The organism is Paraburkholderia sediminicola (assembly GCF_046027355.1).
Lineage (GTDB): Bacteria > Pseudomonadota > Gammaproteobacteria > Burkholderiales > Burkholderiaceae > Paraburkholderia > Paraburkholderia sediminicola_B.
On the sequence record NZ_JAQQEK010000016.1, the window covers coordinates 174,356 to 194,054 of the forward strand.

The window sequence follows — 19,699 nt, forward strand, 5'->3', positions numbered from 1 at the left end:
CATGACGAATACCGAGTCAGCTTCTGTTAGTCCGCAGCCGTCGCACAATTCTCATGCTTCGGGCGCACCGGCGGCCACGCCCGCGCCCGCCAGCGCGCCGCACAAAGCCGGCGATCAGCCGTTCTTCGATCCGGTCGCCTACGGCAACGGGCCGGACGATTCCGTCACCGCAACCGATGAAAGCGCCGCGATCACGCATCACTCGATCACCATCGGCGGGCACAAGATCAACTACACGGCGACGGCGGGCCACCTCGTTATCGTCGACCCGAGCAGTTCACAGCCGGAAGCCCGGATGTTCTACGTGGCGTTCACGCAGGACAAGCAGAAGGAAGAAGCCCGGCCGGTCACGTTCTTCTATAACGGCGGCCCGGGATCGTCGTCGGTGTTCGTGCTGCTGGGCTCGTTCGCGCCGCGCCGCATCAAGACGTCGATGCCGAGCTTCACGCCGCCCGCGCCGTATTCGATGGAAGACAATCCGGACAGCCTGCTCGACAAGAGCGACCTCGTCTTCATCAACCCGGTCGGCACCGGCTACTCGGCGGCGATCGCGCCGAAGAAGAACCGCGACTTCTGGGGCGTCGACCAGGACGCGGACTCGATCAAGCAGTTCGTCAAGCGCTTTCTGACCAAGAACAACCGCTGGAATTCGCCGAAGTACCTGTTCGGCGAGTCGTATGGCACGGCGCGCAGTTGCGTGCTGGCGTACCGCTTGCACGAAGACGGCGTCGATTTGAACGGCATTACGCTGCAATCGTCGATTCTCGATTACACGCAGGCCGGCAACCCGGTCGGCGCGCTGCCCACGGCGGCCGCGGACGCGTGGTATCACAAGAAGCTCGGCATCGCGCCGCGGCCGACCGATCTCGGTACGTTCGCCGAGGAAGTGGCGCAATTCGCGCGCACCGATTATCTGGCCGCGCTGCGCAAATTTCCGACCACCGACACGGCAACGGTCGAAAAGCTCAGCGAATACACCGGCATCGACAAAACGACCTTGCTCGCGTGGAGTCTGGATATCGCGTCGTACGACAGCCGGGGCAATTCGCTCTTCCTGACCACGCTGCTGAAATCCAAAGGTCTCGCGCTCGGTGAGTACGACGGCCGGGTGACAGCGATCGGCACGGGTATTGCCGGCAAGATCGACCCGAATTCCGGCGGTAACGACCCGACCATGACGGCGGTCACCGGTGTCTACACGACGATGTGGAACGTGTATCTGAACGAGCAGTTGAAGTACACGTCGAATTCGTCGTTCACGGACCTGAACGACCAGGCCTTCCAGTACTGGGACTTCAGTCACATCGATCCGACCGGCGCGCAGAAGGGCGTCGATTCGAAGGGCAACATCATTCTGTACACCGCCGGCGACCTGGCCGCCGTGATGGCGCTCAATCCCGATCTGAAGGTGCTGTCGGCGAATGGCTTCTTCGATTTCGTGACGCCGTTTTATCAGACCGTGCTCGATCTGCAGCAAATGCCGTTGCTCAGTCAGCAGGTCCGGCAGAATCTGTCGGCGCGCTTTTATCCATCGGGGCACATGGTCTATCTCGACGGCGGATCGCGCACCGCGCTAAAGGCCGATCTCGCGAAGATGTACGACACGACCGTGTCCAACACGCAGGCGCTATTCCGGATCCGCGCTCTGCAGGCGCGTGTGCCGAGAGTCGCGACGGATTGACGCGTCGCGTGGCAGACGGGACGCGCGCGGGATGCCGGCATCGCGGGGTCAGCGGGCAGAGGGATGCGTAGGGCGGCATCGGGATTGGCGACGCGCGAGTGGTGGCGTCGCCGGTTCCCGCAGCCTGTGAAATCCGCGAAATGCGGCCTATGCGCGCGGCGCGCATAGGCAGGCTTTTTTACTTAAGCATATTGAATGTGTTTTAATTAGTCTGCGAATTGAACTATTGCGTGCCGCTCCCGGCGCGCCGACGAATGAACGCAGGCATTGCAGACAGGCGTCGCACCGACCATTCCAGCGACCCGACCAGCAGTACGTATGACACGGCTCCGCCGGCGCTCGCGCGCCGGTGCGGCGTTGCGCGTCCCCTCGGCAATACGCGCTTTGCGCTCGCGCTCGGCTTCACGGCGCTGCTCACGTTGCGCATGGGCGACGCTCACGCGCAGGACCTTGGCATGCTCGACGAACGTGTCACGCAGCAATCGGTGGGGGACACGATTTGCCGCCCCGGTTACGCGGACACGGTTGCGCCGCCGTTCGACGAACTGATGGCGCACAAAGACCGCATGCTCGCCGCGCGCGGCATCGATGCGGACAACGGCGCCGCCTTCGCGCTCGACCGGCGTGTGCCGATCGTGCTCGGCGGTTCGCCGGACGCTCCCGCCAATCTCGATCTTCTGCCGTGGGCGGGCCACCAGGGCGAGCGCCGCAAGGCGCGCGCGGCGGTCATGCTCAAGCGCTGCGTCTGCGAAGGCAAGCTGAGCCTCGCCGAAGCGCAAGCCGCGATCGTCGGCAACTGGTCGGTGGTTTATTCGGGTTTCAGTCAAACGTCTTGCGACGTGAGCCGGCTCGACGTGGCCACCGGTGGCGACAATGGCCACGGCGCCGGCCGAGACAACCCGCCATGAAGCCGGCTGCCTCGTCTGTGGCGCCTGCTTCGTTCATTCGCATCTATTCAGTCGCGCGGCTTGCAACTCGCAGGCCGTGGCCCCATCTAGTTTTCGGAGAATCACCATGATCCATTCACGTCTTGCCGCGATGGCGGTTTCTTTCGGCTGCCTGTTCGGCAGCACCGCGGTGTTCGCGGCGGAGCCGGTGCGCTGCGGCCAGGCCGACACGCTGAAGATTCGCGGCGATGTGCCCGCGGCCATCAGCTTCGACGTGTACCGCCAGTTGCGGCCGTTGAGCGCGCAACGTGTTGCGCTGTTCCAGTCGGCCGGCGAGGTGAAGCGCCTGCCCGACGGTCTCGCGGTATGCGAAGTCGCCGACGACGGCGTCGACGATCCGTCCGCGGTGCTGGTTCAACTGCCGCAGGGCAAGAACGCATGGTGGGTGAGTTCGGCCAACGTGCAAGCGGCAGACTGATCGCGACGACCAGTCCGCCTTTTGCGCAGGTCCCCCGCAGGATGCCGTGGCGATGCGTGTCGCGGCCCGGTTTTAGCGTTCAGCGTCCGCGTTTGACGCGTTTGCCGGGCCTGTAGCGGGAAATGAACAGCTGTTTTGCTATTTTTGACGCCGCTTATTCAGGTACAGTGCATTAACGGAGATATTTAAGTCCGTTTTTTGACGACACTGTGTTACATCGCTTTTATTGTCGATTGTGGCTATCCTGAGTACAGGACGAAATTCGCAGGGGAGAATTAAATGATCGCCTTCTATTTGTCATTGGCCGCTTTGGGCGCCGCCGGCGCTGCATTGATCCGCCAACTCGCTGCCGCGCAGGCGAAACAGCGTGGCGCATTGCGCCCTGTGCGCGTGCAATCCGCGGATCGCGGCACAGGCCGCAACGCGCGCAGAGGGTAGGCCGCATGAACCTGATCGTGCGCAATATCGCGGAATCGTGCAGCGAGCAGGAAGTGCGGGAATTCCTCAAGCACGAACTTGGGCATTACGCGAAAAACATCGAGGTCGTCGACGCGGGTAAGCCCAGCGCTTACGCCACGGTCGAGCTGGACGCGGAAGTGCCCTATGTGGGCGACGTGATCGCACGGCAGATTCACGGCAAGCAGTTGGGCGGGCAGACGCTGGAAGCCAGCGCCGATCTGTTCACCGACGAACCGCCGGCGGCTCAGTAACCTGACGCTGTCGTTTCACCCCGAATGCGGCGCGTGACCAGCGCGCCCAAGCTGGCGCATTGCCGACCTTGTCGCATTCAACGTATCACCTGCGCATCCATCCCTTCGTCAATCTCCGCTTGCCTGCACCGGTCAATCGAACGGCGTGTACGGCAACGCCCGCTTGTGACGCGTGACGTCGTAAAAGCGCAAGATGGTCGCGCGCGCCGCATCGCTCACGGGTTTGCGCTCCAGAAAGTCATCGATGGCATCGTACGGAATGCCATAGGCATCCTCATCGGGCCGTTGCGGACGCAACATTTCGAGGTCGGCGGTCGGCACCTTGTGCGCTAATACTTCCGGTGCGCCCAGCGCTTTGGCCACGGCGCGTACGCGCCGCTTGTTGAGTCCTGCGAGCGGCAGCACATCGGCGCCGCCGTCGCCGAACTTCGTGAAAAAGCCCATCACCGATTCGGCCGCGTGATCCGTGCCGATCACCACGCCGCCCCGTGCACCGGCCACCGCGTACTGCGCGATCATGCGCTGTCGCGCCTTGATATTGCCGTGCACGAAGTCCTGTTGCGATTCGTCCTTGTATAGCACGCCGCTATGGTCCAGCGCGGCGAGCATGGCATCGGCGGCGGGTTTGATATCGATGGCGAGATTTTTGTCCGCGCGAATAAAGCGCAATGCCTGTTGCGCGTCGGCTTCGTCTTTCTGTTCACCGTAAGGCAGACGTATTGCGACGAAGTGCGCGTCGTAATGTTCGGCGCGCAACCGTTCGACCGCGAGTTGCGCAAGCCGGCCGGCAGTCGTCGAGTCGACGCCGCCGCTGATTCCGAGCACATACGTTTTCAGGCCGCTGCCGCGCAGATAGTTCGCGAGGAAAGCGACCCGACGCTCGATTTCATACGCAGCGTCGAACTCGGCGCTGATGTGCATTTCTTCAGAGATGCTTGCCTGGCGTGCGACTGGATCCTGTTGCGTCATGATTCCTCTTTGCTCCTCGCGCGCTCGCGCAAATGTCGAACCGTTACCGGCCTGGGTTCAATTCACCTTTGCGCCGCTTTGAATCTGCCGCATTGATCGGCAAAGGTGTTCGGTCATTACGGCGATATCAATGAATCGTCCAATGTTCATCGACAGATCGCAATGTGCTTAGTAACATCCTCGTTCCGAGAGCGCCGCATGAGCCGGCGAGCAGTCAATAATAATCAGGTTTGCTCAAACACGCGATGAACCACCCCAACCGGCCTGGCCAGCCTGTACTGGACCGTCTGACTTTCGCGTCGGTCAATCGTCCGCGCGACGTGTCGTGCATGTCGTATCGACTTTCCGTGCGGAGCATCGCGCGTACATTGCCTTCTTTTCGCCGTTTGACGCGTGCGTTGAGCGCAGCGTTTTGCATGTTGTCATGCGGTGCGGCGATCGCAGCCTCGGCACCCGTTGCGGCATCGGCGGCAACGCCGCCGAATCGTCCGGCGGCCGCCGTCAATGCGTCGGCAGTCGCGATGCCCGATGCCGCCGGCGTGGTCGATCCGCGTCGCGCGTTCGTGCTGCGGGGCGTGTTCGCGCAGAACGTCACGCGCAAATTGAAAGTGTCTGCAGCGGATCAGCGAGCCTATGCCGATCGGCTGCAAGCCGCGCTCGGCGCGCACATGCTCGGCGATCTGTCGGGCGAGTATGTCGTGCTGGTCGATCGCAACGCCAACGTGCAGGCGCTCTTCATCTATTTTCGCGCCGCGCCGGCCGACAGCTGGCAGATGATCGGCGCGTCGCCGGTTTCGACGGGGCGGCCGGGCGAGTACGACCACTTCATCACGCCGCTCGGCGTGTTCGAACATACGCCGGCCAACATGGATTTCCGCTCGGAAGGCACGGAGAACGAAAACCATATTCGCGGCTACGGCAAGCGTGACATGCGGATCTTCGACCTCGGCTGGGCCCAGGGCGAGCGCGGCTGGGGCAAGGGCGGCATGTCGCAGATGCGCTTCCAGATGCATGCCACCGACCCCGACCGCCTCGAGTCGCTGCTCGGCATTCGTCATTCGAAGGGCTGCGTGCGCATTCCCGCGTCGCTCAATTCGTTTATCGATCACTACGGCATTCTCGACGCCGAATATGCGGCGCTCGTCGAGTCGGGTAAATCGCTGTGGGTGTTGAAGAGTGACCGGCAGGTGACGCCGTGGGCCGGGCGTTATATCGCCGTGGTGGATTCGGCGCGCAAGAGCCGCCCGGCTTGGGCGCCCGCGCCCGGCGGCAAGGCACGCGCCAAAGTGCCGGCTGGGGCGGACACGGCGGATTGATTCGCGGTGGCGCTGCTTATCGCGAGCGCGTCACTCATCAGGACCGCGACGCTTATCGCGAGCGGGCTGCCTGGCACGATCGCGCCGTTTTATCGCGAGCACGTCGTTTATCTAGTTTGCGCGGTTCGTCGCGAGCGCGTCGCTCACAAGACCGGGCCGCTCCTCGCAAGCGCGTCGCTCACCAAGTCGTGCGGTTCACCACGACCACGCCACCCATCACGACCGCGCCAGCAACACCCCTAGCAACGCAACGACAAACCCGGCGATCTGCAACGGCACCAGCGTCTCTCCGAACCCCACATAACCCTGCAGCGCGGCGAGCGGCGGGGCGAGAAACATCAGCGCGGTCGCGCGCGCCGCGTCGCCGCGCCTGACCATCCACACCAGCAACGTGACGCTGATGCCGGAGAGCATCACGATTCCCCACGCGAGCGATCCCCACAGCGTGGCGGACGCAATCCAGCGATGTTCGCCGAGCGCCAGCGCAAGCACCGCCGCGACGAGCGCGGCGCCGAAGTTCTGCACCGCGCTCGCGCTGCGAATGTCGGCCTTGGCCAGCGAACTCTTCTGAAACAACGTGCCCGCTGTAATCGCGCCGATCGCGGCGATCGAGATCAGCACGACCAGCCATGCGGGCGCGCTGCCGTGCGGCGTCGGCGCCGTGGCCGCGATCAGCTTCGGTTCGAGCACCAGCACGACGCCGGCGAGGCCGAGCGCCATGCCGGTCCAGCCGCGCCGCGACAGCCGCTCGCCGAACAGCGGCGCCGCGACCGCGGCCGTCGCCAGCGGTTGCAGCGCGCCGAGCAATGCCATCACGCCGGCGCTCAAGCCTTGGGCGACGGCCCAGTAACCGGCGCCGAGATAGACGCCTTGCAGCAGCGCGCCCGCGACTAGATGTTTGCCGAAGTCGCGCCCGCTCGGCCACGTGGCGCGTGCAATCAGTGCGGCGAGCGCGAATATCAGCGCCGTGCCGCCGAAGCGCGCCAGCAGGAAAAGGTTGGGATCCGCGTACGGCGTGATCGCGCGCGCGACCACGAAACCGGTCGACCACAACACGACGAAAACAGCGGCGATAAAGGAAGCGAGCATCGGAAAGCGTTACGAGAAAAGCAGCCATCTTGTCGGGAGACGCAACGGGCGTCTTGTTCGAAGCTGCAATCGGTCAAACGCGTTGAACCGCGAACCGACGCAAATCACCACATCAGCAGCACCGTCCCCGCGCCGAGCACACCGCCACACACCGCACACGCCCACAGCAGCACACGCGTGCGCCGGTATTCGCGGCCGATCTCCGCCATCAGTTGCGCATTCTGCTGCGGCGTGCGCACGCGATCATGCTCGTGTTGCAGATAGCGAACCGCCAGTTGTGGCAAACGCGGCAGCATATGCGCGAGATGCGGCAACTCGCGCCCGATCCGTTTGATCCAGCCGCGGTGATCGACGTCGCGCCGCGCGATATCCGCCAGCACGCCGCGCGTGATGTTCCACGTATCGACACCCGGATGCAGCGCGCGCGCCAGCATTTCCGCTTGATGAAACGAGCGCTGCGCGGTCGCGAGCCGCCCGGGCACCGCGCCCTCGAGCGGATGCACCGCATGCAGCAGATGATGAAACAGCGAACCCGCCGACCGGTCTTCCGGCTCGGCCGCGAAATGCGCTTCCGCGCGCGTGCGCAATTCGGCTTCGAGCACCTCGGCGCGTGTGTCGTGCGGCACGTGTCCGGCATCGCGATGCATTTCGGCGAGCCGCCCGTAGTCCTGGTCGAACAGCGCGGTCGCGCCGTGCACGAAGAACTCGCGCTCGTCGGTCGAGAGGCTCGACATGATCGAAAATTCCGCCAGCACGAGGCGCCCCAGCGTGTCCGGTTCGATGCTCACGCGCACGCGGCGGCCATCGAGCGTCGCGTGAAAGAAGCCATGCTCGAAGGCCTGCTCGGTCACCACTTCGACGATATGCGCGGCCAGTGGCGCGAGCTTGATGTGATGTGCGTGCAGGCCGGGCAAGTCGCTCGCCGGCAAGGTGCTGACGCGTTGCATCGTCAGCGTGTAGGGGGTGCAGAGGTCCCAGATCACGTCCGGCACCACGATGCGCTTGTCGCCGTCGAAATGATGGCCGGTCTGGCTGAGATTGGCGGCTTCGGCGCGCAGATCGAAGCGGCGCAGGATGTCGTCCGTGAAGGTCTGCGCCAGCGAGCGCAATTGCAGGCGGCGCGCGGTGCCGGAGAACTTCTCCAGCCAGCGCGCGACCCAGCGCAACAGCGCAAGTTCGTCGCCGATCTGTTGCAACTGGTCGGCGCGCACCAGCTTGATCGCTACCTCGTGATGGCCGTTTACCGGCACCAGCAGCCGCGCGAGATGCGTTTGTTCGGCGAAGCCGCCGCGCACCGGCACCAGATCCACGGCGCTGAACAGCGTGGCGAGCGGTCTGCCGAAAGCGCGCGCCAGCGCCTGTTCGGACTCGTGCGGCGGCAGCGGGGCTTCCATGTGATCGATCGCGTCGATGGCGTCGTGCAAGGTGCCGGTCGCGAGTTCGGGTCGTTCGACGAGCGTTTGTGCGAATCGGCCCGCGAGCGGCCCGAGCGCCGGCAGCACGCCGCTCAGGCTCTTGCCGCTACGTTCGGCCGTGTGCAAACGGCCGACCAGTTCGATCATCCAGTGCAGCTTGTGGTCTGCCGGCGCGGCAAGCCAGATCAGGCGCGCGCCGTAACGCAGCGCGTGGAGCAGCAACAGTAGACGGCGAAACAGTGGCGGCATCGGCAGTTCGGTTGACGGACCATGCGGCGTCCACAACTATCGGAGGACATTCGCGCACGGCCAGGGCGTTCAGGTTAGCAGGTAAGCGCGTGGAGAGGAGCATCGCCGCGCCACGCGTAATACAATACGCCGGCCTTCTCCAACCGTGGCGAAACCCAAGCGTGCCGGCTTCCGGCCTTTCATCGATGCTCGCAGAACAACGTCACCAATACATCCTGGCGCAAGTCGCCAAAACCGGCGCGCTCTCGGTCGCGGAGCTGGTGCGCGAACTGAACGTGTCGCGCGAGACCATTCGCCGTGACCTGAACGCGCTGGCCGGGCGCGGCCTGCTGGTCACGACGCATGGCGGCGCGCTGTCGAGCGACCGGCGCGAGCCCGACCTCGATACCCGCGAAGCCGCGAATGCCGGCGCGAAGCGCGCCATCGGCGAACGCGCGGCGGAGTTCGTGCCGGACGGCGCGTCGCTGATCATCGATTCGGGCAGCACCACGCAGGCGGTGGCGCGGGCGTTGCTCGACCGGCATCGGCTGTCGGTATACACGAACGATTGGCGGATCGCGCTGCTGCTCGGCCGCCGCAACGACAACCGCATCACGCTGCTGGGCGGCGAGCTGTCCGACATCGAAGATGCCACCTTCGGGCTCGATACCGTCCATCAATTGACGCAGTATCACGCGGACTTCGCCTTCATCGGCGCGGGCGGGATTTCGCCGGACGGCTATCTGACCGACTACAGCCGCATGGCCGCCGAGGTGCGCAGCCGCATGATCGCCGCGGCGGACATGGTGGTGGTCGTCGCCGATCATTCGAAGTTCGGCCGCGTGACGCCGGTGCGCATCAACGGGATCGAGTCGGCACGTTATCTGGTGACCGAGCTGGCTCCGGAGCGCACGCTCGGCAAGGCGATCACGGCGCATGGTCCGGAAATCCTGATCGCCTGAACGCGCCCCGGCTTACCCAGCTATTTCACGCGGATGCCCAGCCGCTCGAGCGTGCGGCCGATCGCGGCCACCGCGTTGTGAAGTTCGTTCGCATCGATTGCGCCGATGCAACCCACGCGAAACGTTTCCACTTGCGTCAGCTTGCCCGGATACAGCACGTAGCCGGCTTCGCGCACGGCGGCATAGAACGCCGCGAATTGCCACGCCGGGTCGCGTGGCGCGTGGAAGGTGACGATCACCGGCGCCTGCACCTCGGGCCTCAGAAATGGCTCGAAGCCGAGCGCCTTCATTCCGCTGACCAGGGCCGCGCAGTTGCGTGCGTAACGGGCGCCACGCGCCGTCTGGCCGCCCTCGGCGCTGAACTGGTCGAGCGCCTCGCGCAACGCCGCCACCACATGGGTCGGCGGCGTGAAGCGCCACTGCGTCGTCTTCTGCATATAGACGTATTGGTCGTGCAGATCGAGCGCGAGCGACGGCGAACGGCCTTCGCTGTCCTCCAGCACGCTGCGCCGCACAATCACGAGGCCCATGCCCGGCACGCCTTCGAGGCACTTGCCGCTCGCCGAGATCAGCACGTCGATGCCGCCGCGGCGCAGGTCGATCGGCAACGCGCCGAACGAACTCATGGCGTCGACGATCAGGCTCTTGCCGTGCCGCTGACATACCGCGGCGATATCGTCGAGCGGATTGAGCAGGCCGGCGCTCGTTTCCAGATGCACCAGCGCGACGTGGCTGATGCGCGAGTCGCGGTTGAAGGCGTCTTCGATGGCGGCGGCGCCGGCCGGTTCGTCCTCGCGCAACGCCAATTCGATGTAGGCGATGCCCATTCGCTGCAATATTTTGATCAGCCGGGCACAATACGCGCCGTTGTTCGGAACCAGCACACAGCCCTGGCGCGGCACCAGCGTACCGAGGGCCGCTTCGACCGCGAACGTTCCGCTGCCTTGAAGCGGCACGCATACGTAGTCATTTTCACCATGTACGATCTTCAGGAGGTCGGCGCACACGCTGTGGGTCATGCGGTTGAACGCGGCGTCCCACGAACCCCAGTCGCGCAGCATCGCTTCGCGCGTCCGGGGTGAGGTGGTGAGCGGCCCCGGGGTCAACAGGATTGGGTCGTTTCCAAGGATCACACAAGCCTCCGTCGTCATCTGAACGAGCGCCGCCCAGACCGGGCGACGAAAAGATTGATTTGGATATTATTGGCGAATTGTGTCATTTTTTGGAATTCTGCAGAATCGTCATGGCGTTGTCATGGAAACCTGTGATCCTTGCCGTGCCCATTCAGGCATGGCCGGCAGCGCGAGTGACGTAGCTGGGCTGTGAGTCAGGCTGGACAAGAGGCAGCAAAGTTGTTGGCAATCTGCAATCCGCATGAATCTGCACGACAGCTTGATGCGGGCAACACGCAAGCGGCGCGGCGCTACCGCCGTTCAATCACAACAGGTATCGGGATCTCCCGACCGTCTGGTTTTTTGCCTTTCGGAGAAAGCGACATGACAAAGACGAATTCCCTTCACGCCACGGCCGGCCTCGTACGCAAACTGCTGCCGGCGCTGGTCGCCGCAGCAGCATTCGGCGCCACCGCCATGCAGGCGCACGCGGCCGACGCCGTGGTGCTGTACACCGCCGACGGCCTCGAGAACCTCTATAAGGATGTGCTGCCGGCCTTCGAAAAGAAGGAAGGCGTGAAGGTCAACATCGTCACGGCGGGTAGCGGCGAAGTGGTGAACCGCGCCACCATCGAAAAGGATCAGCCGAAGGCCGACGTGCTCGTCACGCTGCCGCCGTTCATCCAGCAAGCCGACCAGAGCGGCCTGCTGCAGGCTTATCAGAGCGCCAACTACAAGAACGTGCCGGCGATCGCCAAGGCGTCGAACGGCGCGTGGGCGACCTTCGTGAACAACTACTTCTCGTTCGCGATCAATCCGGAAGTCACCAAGACCCAGCCGAAAACCTTCGCCGACCTGCTGCACCCCGACTTCAGCGGCAAGGTCGCCTACTCGAACCCGGCCACGGCGGGCGACGGTATGGCCGTGATCATCCTGACCTCGTCGCTGATGGGCGAGGATAAGGCGTTCGACTATCTGAAGAAGCTCGAAAACAGCGCCAAGTTCCATACCAAGGGCACGGGCTACCTCGACGTGCTGCTCTCGCGTAACGAAATCGCGGTCGCCAACGGCGACCTGCAAATGGATCTGGACGACGCGGCCAACGGCGGCCTGTCGCTCAAGCCGATTTTCCTCGCGCACGAAGGCGGCCAGCCGACCACGTTCCAGTTGCCGTACGCGATCGGCCTGATCAAGAACGGTCCGAACCAGGCGGAAGGCAAGAAGCTGATCGACTACCTGATGTCGAAGGAAGTGCAGGCGAAGGTGCCGGACATCTTCGGTATTCCGGGCCGCACCGACGTTCCGCTCGCCGGCAAGAACGGCGAAGCGGTCAAGCAGGCTATCGCGGGCGTGAAGCTCATTCCGGTGGACTGGAATCAGGTGATGGCGAAGAAAGCCGACTGGACGGCGCGCTGGAAGAACGACGTGATCGGTTCGTCGGGCAAGCAGCTCGAAGTGGTCAAGCCGAAGTAAGCCGTCGTTCGTAGCGTCATCGACGTCACTCAGTCATATAACCGGGTGACGTTGCAGAATCAGGCGGCGCCCGCGGGATTCCCGAGGCGCTGCGTCAGCATTAATTCCGTTGGAGGATGAACCCGGTGAATACCGCCAGTCTTGCTCAACCAGGCGCGCTCGGCGCCTCACCGGACGCGCTCGATGCCGCGCATTCGACTACGCCGGGCGGCGTGCAGATCGATCATCTGACGGTGCGCTTCGGTTCGCGCACCGTGCTCGACGATCTGTCGTTGACCATCCAGCGCGGCGAATTGCTTACCGTGCTCGGCCGCAGCGGTTGCGGCAAGACGACGTTGTTGCGGTTCATCGCCGGGTTTATCGAAGCGGACGGACTGGCCGGCACGCTGACCGTGGCCGGTCACGATCTCACGCATGTGCCGCCGCATAAGCGCAATCTCGGTCTGCTGTTCCAGAGCTACGCGCTGTTTCCCCATCTGTCGGTGTTCGAGAATGTGGCCTTCGGGTTGCGCGCGCGCCGCACGCCGTCCAAGGATGTCGCGCGACGCGTCGCCGACGCGTTGAAGCTGGTGCAACTCGGCGACGCCGGCCACGTGATGCCCGCGCAGTTGTCGGGCGGCATGCAGCAGCGCGTGGCGCTCGCGCGCGCTCTCGTGATCGAGCCCGATGTGCTGCTGCTCGACGAACCGCTTTCCGCACTCGACGCCAATCTGCGCGCCTCGGTGCGTTCCGAACTCAAGTCGTTGCATGAGCGCCTGCCGAATCTGACGATCGTCTGCGTGACGCACGATCAGGACGACGCGCTGGTGCTGTCCGACCGCACGCTGCTGATGCGCGAGGGCCGCATCGCCCAACTCGGCACGCCGCAACAGCTGTACGACACGCCGGCCGACGGCTTCGTCGCGCGTTATCTGGGCGCGGCCAATCTGCTGCCGCCGCAGGTCGCCTTCAGCATGAGCGACGCACGCTACAACGAACGCGATCGCGTGGCCTGTCTGCGTCCGGAGGCGTTGCGTATCGTGCCGCTCGGCGAAGGGCAGTTGCACGGTGCGATCACCTCGGTCGAATGGTATGGCGCGGTGTTGTCGGTATCCGTAGTACTGGACGCGATGCCGAATGAGCCGGTGCTCGTCACCATGCAGCGCGGCCACGGCATGATGCCGGAGAAGGGCGCGCGTATTTCCCTGCGTTACGAGGCTGACGATGTCGTCCTTATCAACCCCTGATACGCCGAACCCGCTCGGCACGGCCGCCGCCGATGCCCGCCGCAGCGCCAGCGCCGCCTCGCATACGGCCGCGGTGAAGCGCCGCGAACGCGCCGCGCAATGGCATCTGCTGTTCCTCGCCGTGGTGGTGCTCGGGCCGCTGGTCATCTATCCGCTCGTGCGTCTGGTGCTGCTGAGCCTGACCGGTCCTCACGGCTTGAGCCTGCACGCTTATTCGGCGTTCTTCGGCAATCCGGAAACGAGCGGCGTGATCGGCACGACGTTGTGGATTCTGTTTGCCAGTGCCGGGCTGGCGTCGCTGCTCGGCGTCGCGCTGGCGTCGATCCTGTTCTTCAAGCCGTTTCCCGGCGCGCGGATGATCACGCGCTTTCTCGAACTGTTCGTCGCGTTCCCGTCGTTTCTGGTCGCCTTCACGCTGATCTTTCTGTACGGCTCGCAAGGTTCCGTCAGCATCGGCTTGCAGCGGCTCTTTCATCTGCAGAGCCCGCCGCTCGATTTCCTGTTCGGCGTGGGCGGCGTGATTCTCGCGGAAGTAGTGTTCTACGCGCCGTTCGTCGTGCGTCCGACGCTGGCTTCGTTCGCCACGCTCGACATGCGGCTGATCGAAGCCGCCCGCAGTCTCGGCGCGAGCGGCTGGATGGTCGCGTTCAAGGTGATCCTGCCGCTCGCGTGGCCGGGCATCGCCGCGGGCACGATCCTGTGCTTTCTGCTGACGCTCAACGAGTTCGGCATTCTGCTCGTGCTCGGCAGCGCGCATCTGATCACGCTGCCGGTGGCAATCTACAGCTCCGCCACCGTCGATCTCGATCTGCCGACCGCCGCCGCCGGCGCGGTCGTGATGCTGATCATGTCTTTGTCGCTGTACGCGTTGTACCGCCAGGTCAACCGTCGCAAGGTGAAAGGAGCGGGCCATGGCCGTTGAACTCGACCCGACCGTTTTGCCGGTCATGCACAAGAAAGCGCGGCCGGTGCGCCGCAGTCTGGTGGTGCGCATGCTTGGCGGCGCGTTTCTCGGTTTATCCGCCTTGCTGTGTTTCTGGCTATTCGTGTTGCCGGTGCTGGTCGTCGCGCTCTCGAGCGTGGCCGCGCACTGGTCCGGCACGATCCTGCCCGACGGCTTCAGCATGCGCTGGTTTGAGCGGCTCGGTTCGAGCGACTTCGATGCAATCACCACGAGCCTCGAAATCGGCATCGGCGTCGCGGTGCTCGGCACGATTCTCGGCCTGTGGCTCGCGCTGGCGCTCGAAGGGCGCGATCGCCGCGGTCTCGGCGCGATCGTCGACACCATCGCGATGATGCCCAACGGCGTGCCGAGCGTGGTGCTCGGGCTCGCGGTGCTGATCGCGTATCACAAGCGGCCGTTCGATCTGTCGAGCTCCGCGGCGATCGTCGTGTTCGTGCAGTTGGCGCTGGTGCTGCCGTTCTGCTACCGGTGCGCCGCCGCCGCGTTGCGCCCGGAGCTGACGATTCTGCGTGAAGCCGCCGCAAGCCTCGGTGCGCCGCCTTCGATGGTGTTGCGCCGCGTCGTGCTGCCGCAACTGGTGCCGGCGATCCGCGCGAGTCTTGCGCTGGGCTTCGCGCTCTCGCTCGGCGAACTCGGCGCCACGCTCACCGTGTATCCGCCGGGATTCGCGACGGTGCCGATCGTGGTCGTCGGCCAGGTGGAGCGCGGCTATTACCTGCCGGCCTCCGCGCTGTCGCTGATTCTCCTGCTGGTTTCGCTCGCCGCGCTGCTGCTGATCGCCGCGCGCGTCCCGCGCCGTCGGGTGGACTGACGAGCAACTTCTGATGCGTGTGCCGGCATGCCGTGGCGGCGCGCCTGCACATATCGATGTGGCAAAATTTGTCAAAATGACCGAATATATGCAAACTGCTTCTGTCGATCCGATTGAGGTTGTGCGCAGGCATTCGCTGACGACGCTGGTGCGCGACGAAATCGAACGGCACATCATCGAGGGGGCGCTCGCGCCCGGCGACAAGCTCAACGAAGCCGACTGGGCGACGCGTCTGCAGGTGTCGCGCGGTCCGGTGCGCGAGGCGTTTCGCGCGTTGGAGCAGGCCGGCCTCGTGCGTACCGAGAAGAACCGCGGCGTATTCGTGCGGACGGTGTCGCTGGCGGAAGCGGATGAAATTTACGCGGTGCGCGCGGTGCTCGAAGAGGCGGCGTGCCGGATGCTGGCGGTCAGTATCGATGCCCGCAAGCTGGCGGGGTTGCGCGATTGGCTCGACGCGATGCGTGCGGCGCTCGACGCCCAGGATCACGATGCTTATGCACGCGCGAATGTGGCGTTTCACGACGCGCTGGTGGCGGCATCGGGCAATTCGAAGCTGTATGAGACGTACCGCAGGCTGGTGTGCGAATTGAGCCTGTTTCGACGGGCCGCGCTGGTGGTGCATGCCGATGCGATGGAGCGCTCGCTGGCCGAGCATCGCGCGATCTTGACGGCGCTGGCTTCTCGCGACGCCGAGCATGCCGCGGCGCTGATGCATGCGCACGTGAACGGCGGCTTGCAACGCGCTCACGCGGCGTGCGAACCGGCGGGGCCGTTGAGCGTGGTGCGGATGCCGGCGGCGTCGCACGATTGAGATGGTTGCAACGAACTGACTACAACGCGCGTGCCCGGCACGCATGGAAGGTAACGATGGCGAATACAAGCGAACGTACGATCGAAGTCAACGGCCGCGGCTACCGGCTACCCTCGCAACCGACGGTGGTGGTGTGCGTCGACGGCTGCGAATTCGATTATCTCGAAGCCGCGGTCGCGGCGGGCGTCGCGCCGTTCATCGGCAAGATGCTCAAGGGCGGCAGCGCCTTCAAGGGCGACTGCGTGATTCCGTCGTTCACCAACCCGAACAATCTGTCGATCGTGTGCGGCGTGCCGCCTTCGGTGCACGGCATCTGCGGCAACTACTTCTGGGATCCGGACGCGAACGGCGGCGAGGGCGCGGAAGTGATGATGAACGACCCCGCATATCTGCGCGCGGGCACCTTGCTCGCCGCTGCTGCCGAAGCGGGCGCGGCGGTTGCCGTGGTCACCGCGAAAGACAAGTTGCGCCGGCTGCTCGGCTGGCAGTTGAAGGGCATCTGCTTCTCGGCGGAGAAAGCCGACAAGGTGACGCTCGAGGAAAACGGCATCGGCGAAGTACTCGATCTGGTCGGCTTGCCGGTGCCCGATGTGTATAGCGCGGGACTGTCCGAATTCGTATTCGCCGCTGGTGTGCGGCTCGCGCAAACGCGCCAACTCGACCTGATGTATCTGTCGACGACCGATTACATCCAGCACAAATGGGCGCCGGGCACCGAGGGCGCGAACGCCTTCTACGCGATGATGGACGGCTACCTCGCGAAGCTCGACGCGCTCGGCTGGGTGATCGGCCTGACCGCCGACCACGGCATGAACGCGAAGCACGATCCGCAGACCGGCGAGCCGAATGTGATCTATCTGCAGGACGTGCTCGACGATTGGCTCGGCGCCGGCCGCGCGCGCGTCATTTTGCCGATCACGGATCCGTATGTGGTGCATCACGGCGCGCTCGGCTCGTTCGCGACGATTTATCTGCCGCGCGATGTCAGCGTCGCGCAGGTGATCGAGCGGATCGGCGGCTTGCAGGGGATCGATACCGTGCTTGACAACCAGGTGGCGTGCGAGCGCTTCGAGCTGCCGAACGACCGCGTCGGCGATATCGTCGTGGTCAGCACGAAGCATGTCGTGCTCGGCACGCGGCGCGCTGACCACGATCTGTCCGGGCTGACCGTGCCGCTGCGCTCGCACGGTGGAATTTCCGAACAGGAAGTGCCGCTGCTGTTCAACCGGCGTGTCGAAGCGTTGCCGTCCAGCGGCGGCAATGGTGGCAAGAGGCTGCGTAACTTCGATATCTTCGACATCGCCTTGAATCGCGTGTCGTCATCATGAACGCCGTGCTGCGGGACCATCCGGCTTTTCGGGCGGAAGCGCTGCGGCTCAAAGGCGAGCGTGTGACGCGCTCGCGCACGCTCGATGTGTTCGATCCTTATACGGGAACGCGCGTGGGCACGGTCCCGCTGGCGAGCGTCGATGATGTGCGCGCCGCGTTCGAGTATGCGGCGGCGTATCAGGCGCAGCTCACACGTTACGAACGCTCGCAGATTCTGGAGCGCGCGGCGGCGCTCATGCGCGAGCGGACCGAAGAGGCGTCGGATCTGATTTCGCTCGAGTCCGGTTTGTCGAAGCAGGACTCGCGTTATGAGATTGGCCGCGTCGCCGATGTGTTGAAGTTCGCGTCGATTGAGGCATTGCGTGACGACGGGCAGAGCTTCTCCTGCGATCTGACGCCGCATGGCAAGAAGCGGCGCGTGTTTTCGCAGCGCGAGCCGCTGGCGGGCGTGATCGTCGCGATTACGCCGTTCAACCATCCGATGAACCAGGTCGCGCACAAGATCGCGCCGGCCATCGCGACGAACAATCGCGTGGTGCTGAAGCCGTCGGAAAAGGTGCCGCTGTCGGCGCTGTATCTCGCCGATGTCCTGTATGAAGCCGGCTTGCCCGCGCCGATGTTGCAGGTGCTGACCGGCGATCCGCGCGAAATCGCCGATGAACTGATCACGCACCCGCTGGCGGAGCTCGTCACATTCACGGGCGGCGTGGCGATCGGCAAATACATCGCGGGCAAGGCGGCGTACCGGCGCGTGGTGCTGGAACTGGGTGGCAACGATCCGCTGATCGTGCTCGACGACGCCGATCTCGAACGCGCGGCGACGCTCGCCGTGCAGGGTTCATATAAGAACTCCGGGCAGCGCTGTACCGCGGTCAAGCGGATGCTGGTGCAGAAAAGCGTGGCCGCGGATTTCACCGACCTGGTCGTCGAGAAGACGCGCGCCTGGTCTTTCGGCGATCCGTTGGATGCGTCGAATCAGATGGGCACGGTGATCGACGTCGCCGCCGCGCAGCTTTTCGAAGCGCGCGTGAATGAGGCGGTGGCGAGCGGGGCGCGTTTGCGCATCGGCAACCAGCGCAAGGGCGCGTTGTATGCGCCGACGGTGCTGGACGGCGTCGATCCGTCGATGACGCTGGTGCGCGAGGAAACCTTTGGGCCGGTGTCACCGATCATCACCTTCGACACGTTGGACGACGCTATCCGCATCAGCAACGGCACGGCGTTCGGGTTGTCGTCGGGCGTGTGCACGAACCGGCAGGATGCGATCACGCGCTTCATCAACGAATTGCGCGTGGGCACGGTCAACGTGTGGGAAGTGCCGGGCTACCGGATCGAGTTGACGCCGTTCGGCGGCATCAAGGACTCCGGGCTCGGCTATAAGGAAGGTGTTCAGGAAGCCATGAAGAGCTTCACCAATCTGAAGACCTTTTCATTACCGTGGGAGTAAGAGCGTGGCATTGAATGTGAAGGACATCCGTTCGCTGTTCGAGCAATACGGCAAGCTCGCTTATAGCGGCGAGCCGGTGACGCAGCTCGAACATGCGTTGCAGAGTGGTGCGCTGGCGGAAGCGGCTGGCGCTGACGATGAACTGGTCGCCGCGGCGTTTCTGCACGACCTTGGGCACCTGATCAATCTGCAGGGAGAGACGCCGACGGAGCGGGGCATCGACGATCTGCATCAGTATTTCGCGCTGCCGTTTTTGCGGCCGGTGTTGTCGAACGCGGTGTTGGAGCCGATTCGTTTGCACGTCGACGCCAAGCGGTGCCTGTGCGCGATCGACGACACGTATTTCGGCCAGCTTTCCGCCGATTCGGTGCGGAGTCTGGAATTGCAGGGCGGCATCTTCAGCAAGGAGGAGGCTGAAGCGTTCCTGCAAAAGCCCTACGCGGAAGACGCATTGCGCCTGCGCAGGTGGGACGATCTCGCCAAGGAAGAGAATCGCGCGACGCCGGCGCTTGATCACTATTTAGGTGTGGTCGAACGAGTGATGCTTAAGCACGCGACTGTTTGATTGTGTTTTCAGGGCCGTTATCGGTAGTGCGGTTTTCGGTCCTTCCCGCGCTTGCTGGTCTCCCGATTTTGTCGTTGTCCTTGCGCCGTTTCTGGCGCAATCCATGCGTATCAAAATAACGCTTGCAAGGCGGAGTCGGGCTCGCTAGAATCTCGCTCTTTCGTGCTTCGGACACCGAGGCGCGGGAGGCGGGAGAGCCAGCAGTGGCAAGGCTTTCAGCGAAGTG

20 protein-coding genes are annotated in these 19,699 nt (G+C 64.3%); 15 read left to right on the top strand and 5 right to left on the bottom strand.

The genetic code is table 11. The annotated features are described in order from the left end of the window. Position 1 precedes the first annotated feature (1 nt). The 5 genes from PQR42_RS26210 to PQR42_RS26230 all read left to right on the top strand — a co-directional run bounded on the left by PQR42_RS26210 (position 2) and on the right by PQR42_RS26230 (position 3,756). Positions 2 to 1,681 (top strand): S10 family peptidase, encoded by a 1,680-nt coding sequence (locus PQR42_RS26210; protein WP_408392661.1) that lies wholly within the window; start codon positions 2 to 4, stop codon positions 1,679 to 1,681. Between the two features lie 254 nt (positions 1,682 to 1,935). After that, positions 1,936 to 2,589, top strand: a complete 654-nt coding sequence (locus PQR42_RS26215) for a hypothetical protein (RefSeq protein ID WP_408221930.1) — start codon at positions 1,936 to 1,938, stop codon at positions 2,587 to 2,589. Positions 2,590 to 2,695: 106 nt separating this feature from the next. Beyond that, positions 2,696 to 3,046, top strand: a complete 351-nt coding sequence (locus PQR42_RS26220) for a hypothetical protein (protein WP_408392663.1) — start codon at positions 2,696 to 2,698, stop codon at positions 3,044 to 3,046. A 279-nt stretch (positions 3,047 to 3,325) separates the two neighbouring features. Continuing rightward, positions 3,326 to 3,484 carry a hypothetical protein gene (locus tag PQR42_RS26225; protein ID WP_408209256.1) on the top strand — a complete coding sequence of 53 codons (159 nt, stop codon included), beginning with the start codon at positions 3,326 to 3,328 and terminating at the stop codon, positions 3,482 to 3,484. A 5-nt stretch (positions 3,485 to 3,489) separates the two neighbouring features. Beyond that, the gene (locus PQR42_RS26230; RefSeq protein WP_408209259.1) at positions 3,490 to 3,756 is read left to right on the top strand and encodes an RNA recognition motif domain-containing protein; all 267 of its coding nucleotides are present in this window, start codon (positions 3,490 to 3,492) and stop codon (positions 3,754 to 3,756) included. Positions 3,757 to 3,888: 132 nt separating this feature from the next. Here PQR42_RS26230 and nadE read toward each other — a convergent pair whose 3' ends face one another. Beyond that, positions 3,889 to 4,725, bottom strand: a complete 837-nt coding sequence (gene nadE / locus PQR42_RS26235; protein WP_408392666.1) for an NAD(+) synthase — start codon at positions 4,723 to 4,725, stop codon at positions 3,889 to 3,891. 329 nt (positions 4,726 to 5,054) lie between these two features. Between nadE and PQR42_RS26240 the strand changes: the two genes are divergently transcribed. Beyond that, positions 5,055 to 6,041, top strand: a complete 987-nt coding sequence (locus PQR42_RS26240) for a L,D-transpeptidase (protein ID WP_408392687.1) — start codon at positions 5,055 to 5,057, stop codon at positions 6,039 to 6,041. Between the two features lie 216 nt (positions 6,042 to 6,257). On the opposite strand, the gene PQR42_RS26245 is transcribed toward PQR42_RS26240, so the two are convergent. Both PQR42_RS26245 and PQR42_RS26250 read right to left on the bottom strand, forming a co-directional pair. Further along, a complete protein-coding gene (locus PQR42_RS26245) occupies positions 6,258 to 7,130 on the bottom strand; it encodes a DMT family transporter (protein WP_408209269.1) in 873 nt (290 codons plus the stop codon). A 104-nt stretch (positions 7,131 to 7,234) separates the two neighbouring features. Next, a complete protein-coding gene (locus PQR42_RS26250; RefSeq protein ID WP_408392669.1) occupies positions 7,235 to 8,794 on the bottom strand; it encodes an ABC1 kinase family protein in 1,560 nt (519 codons plus the stop codon). A gap of 185 nt (positions 8,795 to 8,979) precedes the next feature. Here PQR42_RS26250 and PQR42_RS26255 point away from each other — a divergent pair, with 185 nt between their 5' ends. Further along, positions 8,980 to 9,735, top strand: a complete 756-nt coding sequence (locus tag PQR42_RS26255) for a DeoR/GlpR family DNA-binding transcription regulator (RefSeq protein WP_106286413.1) — start codon at positions 8,980 to 8,982, stop codon at positions 9,733 to 9,735. A gap of 20 nt (positions 9,736 to 9,755) precedes the next feature. On the opposite strand, the gene PQR42_RS26260 is transcribed toward PQR42_RS26255, so the two are convergent. Beyond that, positions 9,756 to 10,886: a 2-aminoethylphosphonate--pyruvate transaminase gene (locus PQR42_RS26260; protein ID WP_408392672.1), complete on the bottom strand. Its 1,131-nt coding sequence runs from the start codon at positions 10,884 to 10,886 to the stop codon at positions 9,756 to 9,758. A 345-nt stretch (positions 10,887 to 11,231) separates the two neighbouring features. Between PQR42_RS26260 and phnS the strand changes: the two genes are divergently transcribed. The 8 genes from phnS to PQR42_RS26300 all read left to right on the top strand — a co-directional run bounded on the left by phnS (position 11,232) and on the right by PQR42_RS26300 (position 19,473). After that, the gene (phnS, locus tag PQR42_RS26265; RefSeq protein WP_408209278.1) at positions 11,232 to 12,320 is read left to right on the top strand and encodes a 2-aminoethylphosphonate ABC transporter substrate-binding protein; all 1,089 of its coding nucleotides are present in this window, start codon (positions 11,232 to 11,234) and stop codon (positions 12,318 to 12,320) included. 125 nt (positions 12,321 to 12,445) lie between these two features. Then, entirely contained in the window at positions 12,446 to 13,546 is a 1,101-nt protein-coding gene (gene phnT, locus PQR42_RS26270; RefSeq protein WP_408209281.1) for a 2-aminoethylphosphonate ABC transport system ATP-binding subunit PhnT, read from the top strand. Further along, positions 13,524 to 14,468, top strand: coding sequence for a 2-aminoethylphosphonate ABC transporter permease subunit (locus PQR42_RS26275; protein WP_408392675.1), 945 nt, complete (start codon positions 13,524 to 13,526; stop codon positions 14,466 to 14,468). Before phnT ends, PQR42_RS26275 begins: the two co-directional genes overlap by 23 nt. Continuing rightward, positions 14,458 to 15,321 (top strand): 2-aminoethylphosphonate ABC transport system, membrane component PhnV, encoded by an 864-nt coding sequence (phnV, locus tag PQR42_RS26280; protein WP_408392678.1) that lies wholly within the window; start codon positions 14,458 to 14,460, stop codon positions 15,319 to 15,321. The genes PQR42_RS26275 and phnV overlap by 11 nt, the downstream gene beginning before the upstream one ends. Before the next feature lie 76 nt (positions 15,322 to 15,397). Then, on the top strand, positions 15,398 to 16,132 hold the full coding sequence (locus PQR42_RS26285; protein ID WP_408209289.1) for a phosphonate utilization associated transcriptional regulator: 735 nt from the start codon (positions 15,398 to 15,400) through the stop codon (positions 16,130 to 16,132). Positions 16,133 to 16,188: 56 nt separating this feature from the next. Next, entirely contained in the window at positions 16,189 to 17,460 is a 1,272-nt protein-coding gene (gene phnA, locus PQR42_RS26290; RefSeq protein ID WP_408209291.1) for a phosphonoacetate hydrolase, read from the top strand. Then, positions 17,457 to 18,908, top strand: coding sequence for a phosphonoacetaldehyde dehydrogenase (gene phnY, locus PQR42_RS26295; RefSeq protein WP_408392681.1), 1,452 nt, complete (start codon positions 17,457 to 17,459; stop codon positions 18,906 to 18,908). Before phnA ends, phnY begins: the two co-directional genes overlap by 4 nt. A gap of 4 nt (positions 18,909 to 18,912) precedes the next feature. Further along, a complete protein-coding gene (locus tag PQR42_RS26300; RefSeq protein WP_408209295.1) occupies positions 18,913 to 19,473 on the top strand; it encodes a phosphonate degradation HD-domain oxygenase in 561 nt (186 codons plus the stop codon). Here the strand turns inward: PQR42_RS26300 and PQR42_RS26305 are convergent. Further along, positions 19,454 to 19,699 (bottom strand): hypothetical protein (locus PQR42_RS26305; RefSeq protein WP_408493959.1); only part of this gene is annotated, 246 nt, incomplete at its 5' end. The two genes, PQR42_RS26300 and PQR42_RS26305, sit on opposite strands and share 20 nt — an antisense overlap.

Bases quoted from the DNA above. Each gene is read 5' to 3' on its own strand.
- PQR42_RS26255 (WP_106286413.1), top strand. From the start codon at position 8,980: ATGCTCGCAGAACAACGTCACCAATACATCCTGGCGCAAGTCGCCAAA.
- PQR42_RS26240 (WP_408392687.1), top strand. From the start codon at position 5,055: ATGTCGTATCGACTTTCCGTGCGGAGCATCGCGCGTACATTGCCTTCT.
- PQR42_RS26250 (WP_408392669.1), bottom strand. From the start codon at position 8,794: ATGCCGCCACTGTTTCGCCGTCTACTGTTGCTGCTCCACGCGCTGCGT.
- phnA (WP_408209291.1), top strand. From the start codon at position 16,189: ATGGCGAATACAAGCGAACGTACGATCGAAGTCAACGGCCGCGGCTAC.
- PQR42_RS26210 (WP_408392661.1), top strand. From the start codon at position 2: ATGACGAATACCGAGTCAGCTTCTGTTAGTCCGCAGCCGTCGCACAAT.
- PQR42_RS26225 (WP_408209256.1), top strand. From the start codon at position 3,326: ATGATCGCCTTCTATTTGTCATTGGCCGCTTTGGGCGCCGCCGGCGCT.
- PQR42_RS26230 (WP_408209259.1), top strand. From the start codon at position 3,490: ATGAACCTGATCGTGCGCAATATCGCGGAATCGTGCAGCGAGCAGGAA.
- nadE (WP_408392666.1), bottom strand. From the start codon at position 4,725: ATGACGCAACAGGATCCAGTCGCACGCCAGGCAAGCATCTCTGAAGAA.
- phnS (WP_408209278.1), top strand. From the start codon at position 11,232: ATGACAAAGACGAATTCCCTTCACGCCACGGCCGGCCTCGTACGCAAA.
- PQR42_RS26245 (WP_408209269.1), bottom strand. From the start codon at position 7,130: ATGCTCGCTTCCTTTATCGCCGCTGTTTTCGTCGTGTTGTGGTCGACC.
- phnV (WP_408392678.1), top strand. From the start codon at position 14,458: ATGGCCGTTGAACTCGACCCGACCGTTTTGCCGGTCATGCACAAGAAA.
- PQR42_RS26275 (WP_408392675.1), top strand. From the start codon at position 13,524: ATGTCGTCCTTATCAACCCCTGATACGCCGAACCCGCTCGGCACGGCC.
- PQR42_RS26285 (WP_408209289.1), top strand. From the start codon at position 15,398: ATGACCGAATATATGCAAACTGCTTCTGTCGATCCGATTGAGGTTGTG.
- PQR42_RS26220 (WP_408392663.1), top strand. From the start codon at position 2,696: ATGATCCATTCACGTCTTGCCGCGATGGCGGTTTCTTTCGGCTGCCTG.
- PQR42_RS26215 (WP_408221930.1), top strand. From the start codon at position 1,936: ATGAACGCAGGCATTGCAGACAGGCGTCGCACCGACCATTCCAGCGAC.
- PQR42_RS26260 (WP_408392672.1), bottom strand. From the start codon at position 10,886: ATGACGACGGAGGCTTGTGTGATCCTTGGAAACGACCCAATCCTGTTG.
- phnY (WP_408392681.1), top strand. From the start codon at position 17,457: ATGAACGCCGTGCTGCGGGACCATCCGGCTTTTCGGGCGGAAGCGCTG.